At 63.7% G+C, this 17,045-nt stretch carries 11 protein-coding genes and 1 tRNA gene; 8 read left to right on the top strand and 4 right to left on the bottom strand.

Features of this window, described 5'->3' with window-relative positions:
• Positions 1 to 3 precede the first annotated feature (3 nt).
• Positions 4 to 1,503 carry an NAD(P)/FAD-dependent oxidoreductase gene (locus AB0H22_RS09400; protein ID WP_180751719.1) on the top strand — a complete coding sequence of 500 codons (1,500 nt, stop codon included), beginning with the start codon at positions 4 to 6 and terminating at the stop codon, positions 1,501 to 1,503.
• Positions 1,500 to 2,267: a MerR family transcriptional regulator gene (locus tag AB0H22_RS09395; protein ID WP_180751720.1), complete on the top strand. Its 768-nt coding sequence runs from the start codon at positions 1,500 to 1,502 to the stop codon at positions 2,265 to 2,267. Before AB0H22_RS09400 ends, AB0H22_RS09395 begins: the two co-directional genes overlap by 4 nt.
• Positions 2,268 to 2,484: 217 nt before the next feature.
• On the opposite strand, the gene AB0H22_RS09390 is transcribed toward AB0H22_RS09395, so the two are convergent.
• Positions 2,485 to 2,997, bottom strand: a complete 513-nt coding sequence (locus tag AB0H22_RS09390; protein ID WP_358146702.1) for a hypothetical protein — start codon at positions 2,995 to 2,997, stop codon at positions 2,485 to 2,487.
• A gap of 213 nt (positions 2,998 to 3,210) precedes the next feature.
• Positions 3,211 to 3,284, bottom strand: a tRNA-Arg gene (locus AB0H22_RS09385).
• A gap of 73 nt (positions 3,285 to 3,357) precedes the next feature.
• Here AB0H22_RS09385 and AB0H22_RS09380 point away from each other — a divergent pair.
• Entirely contained in the window at positions 3,358 to 5,367 is a 2,010-nt protein-coding gene (locus AB0H22_RS09380) for a cytochrome c oxidase assembly protein (protein ID WP_358146421.1), read from the top strand.
• Here the strand turns inward: AB0H22_RS09380 and atzF are convergent.
• Positions 5,364 to 6,977, bottom strand: coding sequence for an allophanate hydrolase (atzF, locus tag AB0H22_RS09375; protein WP_358146420.1), 1,614 nt, complete (start codon positions 6,975 to 6,977; stop codon positions 5,364 to 5,366). The genes AB0H22_RS09380 and atzF overlap by 4 nt on opposite strands.
• 182 nt (positions 6,978 to 7,159) lie before the next feature.
• Between atzF and AB0H22_RS09370 the strand changes: the two genes are divergently transcribed.
• From AB0H22_RS09370 to AB0H22_RS09350, 5 genes are all read left to right on the top strand, one after another.
• The gene (locus AB0H22_RS09370) at positions 7,160 to 7,642 is read left to right on the top strand and encodes a single-stranded DNA-binding protein (RefSeq protein ID WP_358146419.1); all 483 of its coding nucleotides are present in this window, start codon (positions 7,160 to 7,162) and stop codon (positions 7,640 to 7,642) included.
• A gap of 118 nt (positions 7,643 to 7,760) precedes the next feature.
• The gene (gene ettA / locus AB0H22_RS09365; RefSeq protein WP_180751724.1) at positions 7,761 to 9,434 is read left to right on the top strand and encodes an energy-dependent translational throttle protein EttA; all 1,674 of its coding nucleotides are present in this window, start codon (positions 7,761 to 7,763) and stop codon (positions 9,432 to 9,434) included.
• 227 nt (positions 9,435 to 9,661) lie between these two features.
• On the top strand, positions 9,662 to 14,335 hold the full coding sequence (locus tag AB0H22_RS09360) for an NAD-glutamate dehydrogenase (RefSeq protein WP_358146701.1): 4,674 nt from the start codon (positions 9,662 to 9,664) through the stop codon (positions 14,333 to 14,335).
• 7 nt (positions 14,336 to 14,342) lie between these two features.
• A complete protein-coding gene (locus AB0H22_RS09355; protein ID WP_180751725.1) occupies positions 14,343 to 14,768 on the top strand; it encodes a thioesterase family protein in 426 nt (141 codons plus the stop codon).
• Positions 14,765 to 15,412 carry a hypothetical protein gene (locus AB0H22_RS09350; RefSeq protein ID WP_180751726.1) on the top strand — a complete coding sequence of 216 codons (648 nt, stop codon included), beginning with the start codon at positions 14,765 to 14,767 and terminating at the stop codon, positions 15,410 to 15,412. Before AB0H22_RS09355 ends, AB0H22_RS09350 begins: the two co-directional genes overlap by 4 nt.
• Here AB0H22_RS09350 and AB0H22_RS09345 read toward each other — a convergent pair.
• The gene (locus AB0H22_RS09345) at positions 15,409 to 16,998 is read right to left on the bottom strand and encodes a glycoside hydrolase family 13 protein (RefSeq protein WP_358146418.1); all 1,590 of its coding nucleotides are present in this window, start codon (positions 16,996 to 16,998) and stop codon (positions 15,409 to 15,411) included. The genes AB0H22_RS09350 and AB0H22_RS09345 overlap by 4 nt on opposite strands.
• Positions 16,999 to 17,045 lie beyond the last annotated feature (47 nt).

Here is a 17,045-nt window from a genome sequence, read left to right as displayed (position 1 = left end):
AGCATGAATATCTCCGTAGCCATCATCGGCGCCGGGTTCGCCGGTATCGGTGCCGCCATCCGCCTGAAAGACAAGGGCGTCAACGACTTCGCGATCTTCGAGCGCGGCGACCGGGTGGGCGGTACCTGGCGCGATAACACCTACCCCGGGGCGGCGTGCGATATCCCCTCGCGGTTGTACTCGTACAGCTTTGCCCCCAATCCCGAGTGGTCGCACACGTATTCCGACAGCGGCGAGATCCTCGGCTACATCGACCAGATGGTCGAATCCTCGACGCTGTCGCCGTATATCCGTTTCGGCCACAACGTCGTCGGGGTTACATACGACGAGGGCGCAGGGGAGTGGACCCTAGAGTTCGATAACCAGGAACCGGTGCGTGCCCGCAGCGTCATCATGGCCTCCGGCCCGCTCGCGAACGCGAGTTTTCCGGCGATCCCGGGTCTCGACACGTATGAGGGCCACAAGATCCACAGTGCCCGCTGGGATCATGACTACGACTTCACCGGTAAGCGCGTTGCCGTCGTCGGCACGGGAGCCAGTGCCGTCCAGATCATTCCGGAGCTGGTGAAGACCGCCGAAATGGTGAAGGTGTTCCAGCGCACGCCCGGCTGGGTTCTGCCGCGTCTGAACCGCACAACTGGCGGGCGGCTCAAGCAGCTGTACCGTGACTGGCCGCTGAGTCAGCGGCTGGCGCGTGCGGCGTGGTTCTGGGGGCACGAGTCGGTGGCGCTGGGCGTGGTCTGGGACACCCCCTTCACCCGCATCGTCGAGGCGGTCAGCTCCGCACATCGGCGGCGACAGGTGAAGGACCCCTGGTTGCGCCGGCAGCTGAAGCCCGATTTCTCGGCAGGGTGCAAGCGCCTGCTGATGACCAGCGACTATTACCCCGCGCTGCAGGCAGAGAACTGCAAGCTGGTCACCTGGCCCATCGCCCGGCTGGCCCCGAAGGGCATCCGCACAGTCGAGGGCATCGAGCATCAATTCGATTGCATCGTCTTCGCAACCGGTTTCGACGTGTGCAAGGCAGGTACGCCCTACCCGGTCATCGGGCTCGACGGCCGGGACCTGGCCGCCGAGTGGGGCGGTGGCGCCTACGCCTACCGCAGCGTGGCGGTATCGGGCTACCCGAATCTGTTCTTTACCTTCGGCCCCAACTCAGGACCCGGGCACAGCTCGGCGCTGGTGTACATGGAGGCGCAGATCAACTACATCACCGACGCGATCTCTGCGCTGATCACCAACGACTGGAAATCGGTGGACGCACGCCCCGAAATCCAGGAACGCTACAACCAGGACATCCAACGTCGGCTGCAATCCACCACGTGGAACTCAGGGTGCCAGAGTTGGTACCTCACGGACGACGGGTTCAATGCGACGATGTTCCCTGGATTCGCCACGCAGTACGTCAACCAACTCAAGAGATTCGACCTGCAGGACTATAAAATCACTGTCTCGCACACCAGCGACGAACTGATACTGACAGGGCCAGCCTCGAAACCATGACCGAGTACCGGATCGACGACCTCGCACAAGCCTCGGGGACGACGACGCGGAATATCCGCGGGTACCAAGAACGAGGGCTCCTGCCCCGGCCGCTGCGCCGGGGCAGGACCGCTATCTACAACGACTGGCATCTTCGGCAATTGCGGGCGATAAATCGCTTGCTCAGTGAGGGTTTCACCCTTAAACACATCACCAAGTTCTTCACCGGGCTGCAGCGGGGTGCCCAGCTTGCCGATGTTCTCGATCTCTCGGATCTTGAGGGCCTGCTTGAGCAGCGGTGGTCCAACGCGGACCAAGGGACGCTGTCGATGGGGAAGCTTGAGGAGCTACTGGGCCCCATCGATCCCGCGGTACTGGCACGGTTGGTCGATGCCGGGCTACTCGAACCCGTTGATGCTTCCGACTCATACCTCGTCAATGATCTGGACACGATCGACACCTTCGCAGCGTTGATCTCGCGCGGAATGGCGCTGGCCAACCTGGTCGATATCCACGTCAAGATGAACGAGAAGCTCGACGATGCCGCGCGTGTACTTATCGGTGCCGCGCATGACGAGGTGACCCGCCAGCGCGGGCCCGGCTGGATTCCGGGCACCGATGACGAAATCGCTTGGGCTACAGACCTTGTTGGGACAATGCGGCGGGCCGCGAGCCATTCAACACACGCCGCCATGAACCGTGCGCTTGACGACGCGCTGAGTGCCGAAATGGAGCTGTACCGGCAGAAGGCCGAATTGACGGCAGAAGCACCGCCCCAGGACTGACAAGCGCGCAGTTGGTAAGTGCCCCGGCAGGAAACCCCATACCTGTTCCGTGTACTAGATAACCGCTAGCTCCAGACAGGGGCAGACACCAGGACATTCCCACGGCCTCGGCACCGCCCCGCTCTGCTAGCGCTGAGATCAATGATGAGCGAGGTACTCGACAGGTGCGGGGTGCATCATCCGGGTCGTCGCTGGAAGCGCTATCCCGGGCGACGCCTTATGTGGGCAGCGTGACAGACTGCCCGGTAGCCGCATGAGGTTTCCCGTAGACGGCTTCCGAAGGGCCGGGTAGGTCGGACCCTGCGGCCACTTGAGTCAAGGAGCACATGTTGTCCCCGTAGGCGGCGGGTGCGTTGGGTCTGCTGTCGTTGGGTATCTCGTCGGGCTTACCTGCCACCACGAAGTACTCCGTACCAATGTCGTACCCACGCCCGCAGGATGGCCCGAAGTTCTCTACCTTGACTGTTGTCACTGCACCGACATCACCCTTGTAGACCTCGCGGACTGCGAACTCGTAGATGGTGCGGCCGGTGTCGGGGTTGCCGATCCCGAAGGTGTCAGTAGGTGTCCCGACGAAGATTGCTTGCGCGTGCCCGAGCCATTCCTTGACCGAGGCCGCGTCCTTGCGGACAGCGACGCATGAGCAAGCACACGCTACGCCCGGCGCTACAACAGCAGATGCGGTAATACCCCCGGCTGCAAGTGTGAAGACGGTCGCGGCGGATCCCATCCAGCGAATCATGAGCAAAGTATGCACGGAGCAATCCGCGAATGTAACCGCACCCACAGATTTCAGGACAAAAGTGTGTGCTGTGGGCGTGGCTTTTCCCCGGCCGCCAGTGCAAACCTTGCCGGGAACGCGCCATTGATCCGCGCGAGGACGCTGCGCGGGCACGAGCCTTCTCACAGCGGATAATTACGGTGAAAAACAGCATCTGAACTGCGCCCCCGGCAGGAATCGAACCTGCGACCTAGGGATTAGAAGGCCCTTGCTCTATCCGACTGAGCTACGGAGGCATGTGGCGCTAGCCGGACCGTAGTCTATCGAACCGGTGACCGTGCGGATCGCATCTCGCCATACCCTTGACTGGTGACGACGACCCCCACCGCCAGGCAGACCGATTCGCCGATCTGGACGGTCGTTGTCGGTGCCGCCGCGTTAGCGGGCCTGGTCGCGGCCACTATCGGGGCGCTTTCGCTCACCGACGCCCTGCTCGCGACCGGTCTGCCAAACCCGGGCCTCGTCACCTCCTACGGCGTGCCGTTCGTTCGGGCCGCCGCCGAAATCTGCGCCGTCGGCGCCGTCGGCGCATTCCTGCTCGCGGCCTTTTTCGTCCCACCGCAATCCAACGGCGTGCTCGACGTGGACGGCTACCGCTCGCTGCGCATCGGCACGGCCGCATCAACCGCGCTGGCGGTGTTCTCGGCGGCCATGGTGCCGTTGTCGGTGTCCGATGTGTCGGGTCAGCCGGTGAGTACTTTCCTGAACCCCGGCGAGCTGTGGTCGCTCGCGGGTGAAATCGACACCGTAAACGCGTGGCGCTGGATGGCATTCATCGCCGCCGGCGTCGCGATCGCGAGCCGGGTGGTGTTGCGCTGGGCATGGACGCCGCTGCTGGTACTCGGATCGGTGGCGACATTGATGCCGCTGGCATTGGTGGGGCATTCGGCATCCGGCGGCGCGCACGACCTCGGAACCAACAGCCTCATCATCCACCTGGTTTCCGCGGCGCTGTGGGCCGGTGGGCTGCTGGCGCTGCTGATACACGCGCTGCGCGGTGGCGGCTATCTCGATGTGGCGGCGCGCAGGTTCTCCACGGTGGCACTGTGGTGCTATGTCGCGATAGGGCTCAGCGGAATCATCAACGCGCTTATCCGGGTGCAGCTTTCGGACCTGCTTACCACCCGCTACGGATGGTTGTTGGTCGGCAAGACGACCGCGCTGCTTGTCCTCGGCGTGCTGGGATATCTGCAACGGCGTTCGGCGATGACGGCATTGGCCGAGGATCCACAGAATCGTCGGCCGCTGATTCGGCTCGCAGGCTTGGAAGCGGTCATCTTCGCGGTCACCTTCGGAATCGCCGTCGGGTTGGGTCGCACCCCGCCACCGCCGCCGCTGAACCTCAACCCTTCACCGGTCGAGGTCGCCATCGGTTACCCGATTGCCGGTCCGCCGACCCCGCAGCGTCTGATGTTCGACTGGCGCTTCGACCTCATCTTCGGAACGGCCGCCATTGTTTTCGCCGTCGCCTACCTGGTCGGTGTCCGTCGGCTGAAAAAACGCGGTGACGAATGGCCTGTGGGGCGCACCATCTCATGGGTATTCGGTTGCGCCTTTCTGCTCATCGCTACATCGTCGGGCGTCGGCCGGTACATGCCCGCGATGTTCAGCATTCACATGGTCGCGCACATGACGCTCTCGATGCTGGTGCCCGTGCTCCTCGTTCTCGGCGGGCCCATCACGCTGCTGCTGCGTGTACTGCCCGCCGCGGGCAAGGACGATCCGCCGGGGCTACGCGAGTGGGTGCAGATGGCACTGCACAGCACGTTCTCTCGCTTCGTGACGCATCCGCTGGTGGCGACGTCGTTGTTCATCGGCGGGTTCTACGGCTTGTACCTGAGTGGGCTCTATGACGCCGCCGTCGATGTGCACGCCGCGCACCTGGCGATGAATCTGCACTTTCTGCTGAGCGGGTACCTGTTCTATTGGGTGGTCATTGGTATCGACCCGTCTCCGCGGCGTCTGCCTCCGGTCGCCAAATTGGGCATTGTGCTGGTGTCACTGCCTTTGCACGCGTTCTTCGGCGTCATCCTGATGGGCACGAAAGCCATTCTCGGCGAAAAGTTTTACAGCAATCTGGCCTTGCCGTGGCGGATCGATCTGGCCGCCGATCAACACATGGGCGGCGCCATCACTTGGGCGACGGGGGAACTGCCGTTGCTGGTGGTCATGATTGCCCTGGTCATCCAGTGGTCACGTTCGGATGAGCGGCTGGCCCGCCGACAGGACCGTGCCGCCGAACGTGATGACGACGCCGATCTGGCCGCCTACAACGCCATGCTGGCCAAAATGGCTCAGTACGAAGAGAAGCCGAGCTAACCCACCGCACCTGCGGCGATGGCCGCCGGCCAGCTGCCGTACGCACTGATATCGGTGCCCGCTTGCGCCGCGGCGCCGTCACAGCCGAATCCGGTGCGCCACAGGCCGTCATCGCACTCGACCTTGCCCAGCAGCATTGGCTCGGGCAGCTGTGCGAGGAAGGTGCCCAGCGCTGCGGGGGAAAGCCGCCAGATCTCGCCGCCGATGCTCACCCCGTCCTCTTCGGAGCGGGTGAGGCCGGGTTTGGGTGGTGTGGTGTGCAGTGCCGCCATCCGATACTTCGGCGCGGTACGTACCGGGCCGATCCAACGTGCCCCCCGGTCGGTGAGCTGGAACTCCAGCGGGCCACCCTTAAGGTGAGCGCCGAATACCGCAAGCTCATGTGACAGGGTGCTCGCAGCGGGCCAAACGTCCTGTCCCGCCGTATCTCCGGTGACCATCGCGGCGATATCGAAGGCCACCGCGTCGTCGAAGGCGCGGGCCAGGACCGTCACCCCGAACTGGGCGTCACCTGCGGTTCCCGTGGGCACCGCCACCCCACACAGGTCGAACAGATTGCAGAAGTTGGTGTAGGTCCCCATGGTCGCGTTGACGCCAATCGGGTCGGCCGTCACCTGCTCGATAGTCGGATGCAGCGGTGCGGTGGGTACCAGCAGCGCGTCCGCACCCGCCAGGGAGGCCATGGCTTCCTCGCGGAGATGCTGCACCTCGGCGCGGTCTCGAACCAGCCGGTGTGCGGGGATATCGCGTGCATTCGAAATGATCTGCGCAACAATGGGATCCAGTGCAGCATTGGGGTTGGCATCGATGAACTCACCCGCGGCGGCATAGCGTTCGCTGACCAGCGCGCCCTCGTACAGCAGTTTCGCTGCCGCCAGGAAGGGCGCCAGATCGATCTCGACGATTGTCGCTCCGATTACTCGAAGACGTTCGACCGCCGCGTGAAATGCTTTGCGCCACGTCTCATCCAGTGCGGGAAGCTGGCGCGGAATGGCGACGGTGGGCTGTGGGGGAGCGGCCAGTCGTGTGTTGGTGGGCCAGGAGCGCGGCCCGACAGCACTTCCCATGGCGGCCATCGCGGCATTGGCGGTGTCCAGCGTCCGGGCGAAAATGGTGACACAGTCATAGGATTCGCAGGCTGGAACCACACCCTCGGTGGAGATGACGCCGACGGTCGGTTTGATCCCGACGATGCCCTGCAGCCCTGCGGGTACCCGCCCGGATCCCGCGGTATCGGTTCCGATCCCGATATCGGCCTGTCCGGTTGCGACCGCGACTGCGGATCCCGAACTGGAACCGCCGCTGATGTATTCAGGACGGCGCGAGTCGGATACCGCACCGTAGGGGGAGCGTGTGCCGACGAGCCCCGTCGCGAATTGATCCAGGTTCGTCTTGCCGACGACCACTGCACCCGCGCCACGTAAGGCCGCGACCACCGGGGCGTCGTGTTCGGGAACGTACGCGTATTCCGGGCAGGCGGCGGTGGTGGGCACACCGCCCACGTCCACGTTGTCCTTGACCGCGAGTCGCACTCCGGCCAACGGCCCTGATGAGCCCGCCAATTCGGCGGCGATGTCGTCCTCGGGGCGGCGCATGATCCAAACCGTCATGTCAAGCAAGGTACGGGTGGCCGGACTCATCGGCCAGTTATCCCCAATCCGATACCCATCCACAATCAGCACCCGCGGCCCCGTATGTGTCGGGCCGGGGTGTCGGTACGAGACGAGTTACTGGAGCCACCAAGGGCACCCGGTTCGGCGGTGCACGAATGAAAAAAGGAAAGGTACGGACAATGTTTGAAACTCCAGTCACTGTCATCGGCTCCATTGTTGGAGACCTCAAGCGGCGCCAGGTCGGCTCCGACGAGATGATCAAGTTCCGCGTCGCCAGTAATGCACGCCGTCGGCGTGACGACGGCAGCTGGGTGAACTCCAACTCCCTGTTCATCAATGTCACGTGCTGGGGCCGGCTGGTCACCGGAGTCGGCGCGGCGTTGGGGAAGGGAGCGCCGGTGATCGTGCACGGCCATCTGCACACCAGCGAGTTCGAGGACAAGGACGGCAACCGCCGTCAGGTCACCGAGATGAAAGCGATCGCCGTCGGGCCAGACCTATCACGGACGATCGCCCGGATAGAGAAGGCCGGATACACCGGCAAGCAGGAGGACATCGCGGCCGCGGAGCAACCCGGTTCCGGGGCCGAGGAATCGATGGAGGAGCCCGTGGATACCGACGAGAGCAGCGAGGAGCCGGTAAACCTTCCGTTGAGTGCTTGATATCTGAGCTGACGCCGGCGACCGCGCGGTCGCCTCTCACCTAGGATGGGTCGGGCAGCTCACCGGAACGGTCGTGAGCTGCGGCAAAAGAACTTAGAGGAGAGGCGACAGCGCGGCAATGGCTGAGTACATCTACACGATGATGAAAGTCCGCAAGGCGCATGGCGACAAGGTCATCCTCGACGATGTCACGCTGAGCTTCCTGCCCGGTGCCAAGATCGGTGTGGTCGGTCCCAACGGCGCCGGTAAGTCCAGTGTCCTGAAGATCATGGCGGGGCTCGACACACCGAACAACGGCGAGGCCTTCCTGGCCAACGGCGCCAGCGTAGGGATCCTGCAGCAGGAGCCGCAGCTCGACGAGACGAAGACGGTACGTGAGAACGTCGAGTCGGGCGTGGCCATCAAGGGCAAGCTCAATCGCTACAACGAGGTCGCCGAGTTGATGGCGACCGACTACACCGACGAGCTCATGGAAGAGATGGGCAAGCTCCAGGAAGAGCTGGACGCCGCCGACGCCTGGGATATCGACTCGCAGCTGGAGCAGGCCATGGATGCGCTGCGCTGCCCGCCGCCGGACGAGCCCGTGTCACATCTGTCAGGTGGTGAGCGCCGCCGGGTAGCACTGTGCCGTCTGCTGCTGTCTAAGCCAGACCTGCTGCTGCTCGATGAGCCCACCAACCACCTCGACGCGGAAAGCGTGCTGTGGCTCGAGCAGCACCTGGCCAGCTACCCAGGCGCCATCCTGGCGGTGACTCACGACCGGTACTTCCTCGACAACGTGGCCGAATGGATCCTCGAACTGGACCGTGGGCGGGCCTACCCCTACGAGGGCAACTACTCCACCTATCTGGAAAAGAAGGCCGACCGGATCGCGGTCCAGGGACGCAAGGACCTCAAGTTGCATAAGCGGCTACAGGAGGAACTTGCCTGGGTCCGCTCGGGCGCCAAGGCCCGCCAGGCTAAGAACAAGGCCCGCCTCGGACGCTACGAGGAGATGGCTGCCGAAGCGGAGAAGACCCGCAAGCTCGACTTCGAGGAAATTCAGATCCCGACTGGCCCGCGGCTGGGCAATGTGGTGGTCGAAGTTGCGCATCTCGACAAGGGGTTCGACGGCCGCGCGCTTATCAAGGACCTGTCGTTCACCCTGCCCCGCAACGGGATTGTCGGTGTCATCGGGCCCAACGGTGTCGGTAAGACCACTTTGTTCAAGACGATCGTGGGGCTGGAAGAGCCCGACAGTGGTGTTGCCAAGGTGGGCGAAACCGTGAAGCTGAGCTATGTCGACCAGAGCCGCGCCGGGATCGACCCCAAGAAGAACGTGTGGCAGGTCGTCTCCGACGGTCTCGACTACATCGAGGTCGGCCAGAACGAAGTGCCGTCGCGGGCTTACGTTTCCGCATTCGGGTTCAAAGGCCCGGATCAGCAGAAGCCAGCCGGTGTGCTGTCCGGTGGTGAGCGCAACCGCCTCAACCTGGCGCTCACCCTCAAACAGGGCGGCAACCTGATCCTGCTCGACGAGCCCACTAACGACCTCGATGTCGAAACCCTGGGCTCGCTGGAGAACGCGCTCGAACAGTTCCCCGGCTGCGCGGTCGTTATCTCGCATGACCGGTGGTTCCTGGACCGCACCTGCACGCACATCCTGGCGTGGGAGGGAACCGACGACAATCCCGCGTCCTGGTTCTGGTTCGAAGGCAACTTCCAGGCGTATGAGGAAAACAAAGTTGAACGTTTGGGTATCGATGCAGCCAGACCTCACAGAGTGACCCACCGCCGCCTGACACGCGACTAGGGTGAGGTTGCGTGCCAATGCCCGGCACGCAACCTCGGCCAGGAGTGCTTTGCGTGACGGTTAACACTGGGACCACAACTTCCGAAAACACGCCATCTACCAATGGATCTGGCGTTCCGACGATCGACGTTTTGGCGGCTGCGTTCAGCCACGCCCGCTTCCTGGGTGACCAGGAATGGGACGAAGTCGGCGACGCCGACGTCCATGCCACGTCGCCGACGCCGCCCGTGCGTGAAGCGCTCATGAGGGCGCTGCTGCGCCTGGCCGCACAACGTCGACCGCATGCGATTTCGATGGCCGTGTACCGCAACGGAGACGATGCCGGCCTCGGTACCGCCCTGCAGTTGGTCACCGATTACACGCCGTTGCTCGCCGACTCCGTCACCGTGCTGTTGCGACGTTTGGGTGTGGCGATCGTGGACCTGATGGACCCGGTTTTCATCGTCGAGCGCTCCGCCGACGGCACTCTTCTCTCCGCGATACCGGTCGACAACCCACACAGCGATACCGCCATCGGTGCCGAGTGCTGGATCCACCTGCAGCTGCCGCCGTCCATCGACGCCGAGCGGCTCGCCTTCATCGAGACGCAGCTGCCGCACACCCTCGAAGACGGCAGCCATGTCGCTGCGGACACCGATGCCATGCGTGATGCAGTCATCGACCTGGCTGCCGACCTGGACGCCTCCGCGGGCACCGCCCGGTTCTCCTCCGCCGAGTTGACCGAGGTGGCCAACCTGTTGCGCTGGCTCGTGGAAGGCAACTTCACGGTGCTCGGATATCAGCGTTGCACCGTCGAGGACGGGCGGGCCACCGTGGAGGAATCGAGTCGGCTCGGCCTGCTCAAGCGGCGCGAAGAGGTGCTTCCGCAGCTCACCCACAACGACGAGCTGTTGGTCCTGGCGCAGGCCACTGTGCCGACGTATCTGCGTTATGCGATCTATCCGAACATCGTGGTGATTAGGCAGGACGACGGCACCGGTCCCGCCATCGAGCACCGCCTCGTGGGCGTGTTCACAGTGGCAGCCATGAACGCGGATGTTCTGGATATCCCGGTGATCTCCGATCGAGTCCACCAGGTGCTGGCGCGTTCGGACGCCAACCAGGACTCGTTGGCCGGGCACATGCTCATCGACATTATGCAGAATCTGCCCCGTGCGGAGCTGTTCGCGGTGGGTGTGGACCAACTGCAAAACATCGTCACCGCCGTGAGGAACATTGGTGCACACCCGGGTTCGCTGCTGTTTCTGCGATCCGATGAGCTCGGAAACTTCGTGACCGCCCTCGTGTACCTGCCCCGTGACCGCTACACCACGACTGTTCGACTGGCCATGCAGGACACCTTGGTGCGCGAGCTTGGCGGCACCGGTATCGATTACACCGCGCGAGTCAGCGAATCCCCCTGGGCATTGGTGCATTTCACGATCCGTATGCCCGAGGACAATCTGTCCACGAATGTCGACACTTCTGAGGCCAACCGGATTCGATTGCAGGGCCTGCTGACTCAGACCAGCCGTACCTGGAGTGACCGCTTGGTCAGCGCGGTGCGCCCCGACTCGCCGATCGACCGCGCCTGCGCGGAACGCTATTCGGTCATCCTGCCCGAGGTCTTCAAGACGAACGTCGCACCCGCGGATGCCCTGGACGACATCGCAAGAATCGAAGGACTCCAGGATAACTCGCTGGACCTAGCCTATGACGCCGCCGAAGAGCCGGCCACCGGCGTGCTCAGCATGTACCTGGGCGGGCGCTCAGCCTCGCTCAGCCAGGTGCTCCCGGTCCTGCACAGCATGGGCGTCGATGTGTTGGAGGAGCGCCCCTATCACTTCATCCGTCCGGACGGCCTCGCCGTATCGCTCTATGCATTCCGCATCGTGGTACATCCGGCGATCGCGCGTGCCTTCGATGCCGAGGGCGTGCAGCACCGCGCGAAGCTCTTCACGGACGCGATCGACGATGTCTGGAACGGCCGTGTGGAGACCGACAGATTCAACGAGCTGGTGCTGCGCGCCGGGCTCACCGCCGGTCAGATCACCATCCTGCGCGGATATGCCAAATACCTGCGTCAGGCCGGGTTCCCCTACAGCCAGGCACATATCGAGACGGTGCTCGCCGACAACTCCGCGACCGCGCGTGATTTTGTGGAACTGTTCGAGGCCCGCTTCGATCCGGCCATCACCGACGACACTCTCGCCGACACCAAGGCAGAGCAGGTCCTCGCCGAGATCGAGAAGGTCGTCAGCCTCGACACCGACCGGGTATTGCGTGCGTTCTTTGCGCTGATCCAGGCCACACTGCGCACCAACTACTTTGTGACGCAAGAGGACTCGGCCCGGGCAAAGGGAGTACTTGCCTTCAAGCTCAACCCGCGTGAGATCGAGGAACTACCCGAGCCGAGGCCGCGATTCGAAATCTTCGTGTATTCACCCCGCGTCGAAGGGGTGCATCTGCGCTTCGGCGCCGTTGCCCGCGGCGGATTGCGTTGGTCGGATCGCCGCGAGGACTTCCGGACCGAGATCCTGGGACTGGTCAAGGCGCAGGCAGTGAAGAACGCCGTCATCGTCCCCGTCGGTGCCAAGGGCGGGTTCGTCGTCAAACAGCCGCCGCAGGCCACGGGCGATGCGGCGGTGGATCGAGATGCGTTCCGCGCCGAGGGCGTCGAATGCTATCGACGATTCATCGGCGGTCTACTCGACCTCACCGACAATCTGGAACGGGCCACCAACGCCGTCGTCCCGCCGCCCGGGGTGCGCCGCCGCGATGGCGCTGACACCTATCTGGTGGTGGCAGCGGACAAGGGCACCGCGACCTTCTCCGATATCGCCAACGACGTCGCCAAGTCGTACGGATTCTGGCTGGGCGACGCATTCGCCTCCGGTGGTTCCGTCGGTTACGACCACAAGGCCATGGGCATCACCGCCCGCGGCGCCTGGGAGAGCGTAAAACGGCACTTCCTGGAGATGGGAATCGACACCCAGACAGAGGATTTCACCGTCGCCGGGGTCGGCGATATGAGCGGGGACGTGTTCGGTAACGGCATGCTGCTGTCCCAGCACATCAAGCTGGTGGCCGCCTTCGACCACCGGCACATCTTCCTGGATCCCGATCCCGATCCGGCGTCCTCCTGGGCCGAACGCAAGCGGATGTTCGCCCTGGAGCGCTCCAGCTGGGCCGACTACAACTCCGCACTCATCAGCGCCGGCGGCGGCGTTTACAGCAAGGAACAAAAGTCGGTACCGATCAGCCCCGAGGTTCGTGAGGCGCTCGGAATCGCCGGGGATATCAGCGAGATGACGCCTCCCCAGCTCGTTCGCGCCATCCTGCTGGCCCCGGTTGACCTGTTCTTCAATGGCGGCATCGGCACCTACATCAAGGCCGAGAGTGAATCGCAAGCCGAGGTGGGGGACAAGGCCAATGACGCCGTCCGCGTCAATGGAAACCAGGTGCGCGCCAAGGTAATCGGTGAAGGCGGTAACCTCGGCCTGACCTCGCGCGGGCGGATCGAATTCGAACTCAACGGCGGTCGCGTCAACACCGATGCGCTGGATAACTCGGCCGGTGTGGATTGCTCCGATCATGAGGTCAACATCAAGATCCTGGTCGACTCGTTGGTCAGCGCCGGCAAGATCGAGGCCGCTGAGCGCACGGCGCTGCTGGAATCTATGACCGACGATGTCGCCGCACTTGTGCTGGCCGACAACGAGTCCCAGAACCACCTCATGGGCACCAGTCGCGCCAATGCTGCCTCACTGCTGAGCGTGCACGCGCGCCAGATCGCCTATTTGGTCGCCGAACGTGGACTGGACCGTGAGCTGGAAGTGCTGCCCTCGGAGAAGGAGATCGAGCGCCGCGTCGCACTCGGAATCGGTTTGACGTCACCGGAATTGTCGACGCTGATGGCGCACGTGAAGCTGGCACTGAAGGCGGATCTGCTGGCCAGTGACGCCCCGGAACAAGAGGTCACGCTACGGCGCATGGTGCACTACTTCCCGAACCAGCTGCGGGAACGTTTCGACGCGGAAATCCGCCAGCACCCGCTGCGCAAGGAGATCTACGCCACCATGTTGGTGAACGCGGTGGTCGACTGCGGCGGAATCACCTATGTGTACCGGCTGTTCGAAGACGCCGGGACGGGTTCGGTGGACGGTCTCAAGACCTATGTGGCGGTGGAGGCCATCTTCGGGCTGCGCTCGTTGTGGGATCGCATCCGCCATGCCGATCTGCCGGTGGCGGTCTCGGATCGGCTGACCCTGGACATGCGCCGTCTGCTGGACCGCGCCTCGCGGTGGCTCATCAGTTACCGGCCGCAGCCGCTGGCGGTGGGTGCCGAGATCAACCGATTCGCGCAAGGTATTGCTGAGCTGACCCCACTGCTCAACACCTGGCTGCGCGGTCACGATCTGGAGATCGTCACCAAACAGACCGAAGACTTGATGGCGCTGGGTGTTCCGCTAGATCTCGCCGGCGACGTCGCCGGCTGCCTCTACGGATTCAGCCTGCTGGACATCATCGACATTGCGGACATTGCGGACCGCGACGGCGCGGAGGTTGCCGACCTGTACTTCACCCTGATGGACGACCTGCGAGTCGACGATCTGCTGACGGCCGTGTCGCAACTGGAGCGCAACGACCGGTGGCATTCATTGGCCCGGTTGGCGATCCGCGACGATATCTACTCCTCGCTGCGGGCGCTGACCATGGATGTGCTCGCCGTTGGTGAGCCTGACGAGACGGGTGAGCAGAAGATCGCAGAATGGGAGTTCACCAATGCGGCGCGGCTGCAGCGGGCCCGCGGCACGCTGGCCGAGATCTTCGCTTCTGGAGAACCGGATCTGGCGACACTGTCGGTAGCATCACGCCAGATCCGAGGGATGATCAGGAGCAGCATCACCGGTCCTGCATGATGGAGTCATGAGTTCTGAGAAGCCCGGCTATGTCGCGGCGGTGCCGGTCCGCTGGTCCGATATCGATATGTACCAGCACGTGAACCACGCGACGATGGTGACGATCCTGGAAGAGGCGCGAGTGCCCTTCCTGCGTGACGTTTTTGGTGCCGAGATCACCACCACGGGCCTGCTCATCGCCGATGTCCACGTCAAGTACAAGGGGCAGGTACGGCTCGCGGACTCGCCGTTGCAGGTCACCATGTGGGTATCGAAGATCCGGGCGGTGGACTTTACGATCAACTACGAGGTGCGTTCGGTGAGCGCGGCGCCGGACTCGAAGCCTGCGGTGGTCGCAGACACCCAACTGGTGACCTTCCACCTCGACAGTCAAACCATGCTGCGTCTCACCGACACCCACCGCGAGTACCTGCAGCGGTGGTCTCGAGAATGAGCGAGGCTCCGTTGCGGGTACCCGAGGCGGTTGATCGCCAGGACCTGGCGACCTTCCTCACCCGCACATCGCGCATCGACGAGGCGGCCGTGGTGAGGCTGCGTGCACGTGCTGACGGACGGATAGTTATCTGGGCCGCAACACAATTCGATGTCCTGGCCTGCCGCGCGGTACGCGGAGAGCTGGGCACACCCGATATCACCGCCGCCGCGGACGAACTGCTGCGTGGCCTTCAGACGCCGGACGCGAGTGGATATGTGAACACGGGATTCCCGATGGACTCGGTGTGGCGAGGCGCGCTGCCTGCCGATAACGGCTTCGAGTATCTCGACGACATACCCGCGCGGTCAGTGCTCGAACTGGCGCAGCGCGGGGGAGAGCTGGCCCGCGAACATGGCAGCGCCCACGGCCCGCCCACGTCGCTGCTTGACCAGTCGGTCGTCACCATCGATGGAGCCGACGGCCAGCAGGTCGATGTGCCCATGCGATGCATGTTTGCCTTGACCGCAATGGGATTCATTCCGACGAGCCCCGCGGAGGACGAACCGGTGCGGGTGCGGGCATCGCAGGCATGGTTGCGGCTGGACGCCCGCTTCGGATCGGTGTACCGCCGGCGTAACGATCTTTCGCTGCTAGTGCGTTAGACGATCCAGGCCGCGGTGTTGCGCGGCAGCTTGCCGTTGACGAGTGGCCCACTGGCCAGGATGACCTCGCCCGGAGGCAGATCCACCAGGTCGCTGCTGACGTTCAAGGCGCAGGTCAGCCCGCCACCCTTGACGCGGAACGCGAGTGCGTTCGGCGGGCTGCCATACCACTCAAGGCTGGTGCCGTCGAATTCCTTGCGGCTCCTGCGCAGTTCGATGGCACGCCGATACAACGACAGTGTGGAATCGGTGCGCTCCAGCTGGCGTTCCACGGTTAAATCGGCCCAGCCGTGCGGCATCGGCAGCCATGTCTGGTCGTTACTCGAGAAGCCGTACGGGGGATCGGTGCCCTCCCAGGGGATCGGCACCCGGCAGCCGTCACGGCCTCGCTCGGTATGGCCGGAGCGCTCCCAGACCGGATCCTGCAGGGCAGCGTCGGGCAGGTCCACATTTGGTAGGCCCAGCTCGGAACCGTTGTAGATGAACACCGTTCCGGGCAACGCCAGCATCACCAAAGCCATGGCGCGGGCCCGCCATTGGCCGATCGAGCCATCGCCGTAACGCGTCACCTCACGTTCCACATCGTGGTTGGACAACGTCCACGTAGGTGTTGCTCCTACGGAATCCACTGCGGCAAGCGAGTTGTCGATAGCGGCGCGGATCTTCTCGGCGTCGAAATCGGCCTCCACCAATTTGAAGTTGAATCCGAGATGTAGCTCGTCGGGCCTGACGTATTCGGCGAAGCGGGTGTTGTCGTTCACCCAGATCTCCCCGACGGCGACCACATCGCGGTATTGGTCGAGCACCTTGCGGATCTTGCGGTGGTACTCGTGTACGCCCTCGTTGTTGAACCGCGGGTCTTCGTCGGTGGCATGCAGTATCGAGGTGTCGGTGTCCTCGATATCGGGCAGCCCTGGAGCTTTGGCCATACCGTGGGCGACGTCGAGGCGGAATCCGTCGATGCCGCGGTCGAGCCAGAAGCGCAGGGTGTCGGCGAAGTCGTCGAACACCTCCGGGTTGTCCCAGTTGAGATCCGGCTGTTCGGGAGCGAACAGATGCAGGTACCACTGACCGGGAGTGCCATCGGCTTCGGTGACACGAGTCCAGGCCGGACCCCCAAAGATTGAAGGCCAATTGTTAGGCGGCAGTTCACCATTGGTGCCCTTGCCATCGCGGAAGATGTAGCGCGAACGAGCGTCGCTGTCGGGCTTTGCGGCCAGCGCCTCGATGAACCAGCGGTGTTCGGAACTGGTGTGGTTGGGGACCAGGTCCATGATGACCTTGATGTCGTGCCGATGAGCCGAGGCGATGAGCCGGTGCATCGCCGTCAGCCCGCCGAACAACGGATCGATCTCCCGCGGGTTGGACACGTCGTAGCCGTGGTCGGCCATCGGAGATCTGGTGACGGGATTTAGCCAGATTCCCTGGACGCCGAGCAGGTCAAGGTAGCCAAGTTTTGCTGAAATGCCGTCGAGATCGCCGACGCCATCGCCGTCGCTGTCGCCGAACGACCGCGGATAGATCTGGTAGAAAACGGCGCGCGACCACCAAGGGTCGTCACGTTGGCCCAAGTAGGCGGCAGTCACGGTTGATCATTCTGCACCATGGCGCGGGCGGTGTTGAACCAAGATCC

The organism is Mycobacterium sp. NPDC050853 (genome assembly GCF_040653875.1).
Classification (GTDB): domain Bacteria; phylum Actinomycetota; class Actinomycetes; order Mycobacteriales; family Mycobacteriaceae; genus Mycobacterium.
The sequence above is the reverse complement of the archived record's forward strand: the minus strand, read 5'-3'. Positions and strand labels throughout refer to the sequence as shown.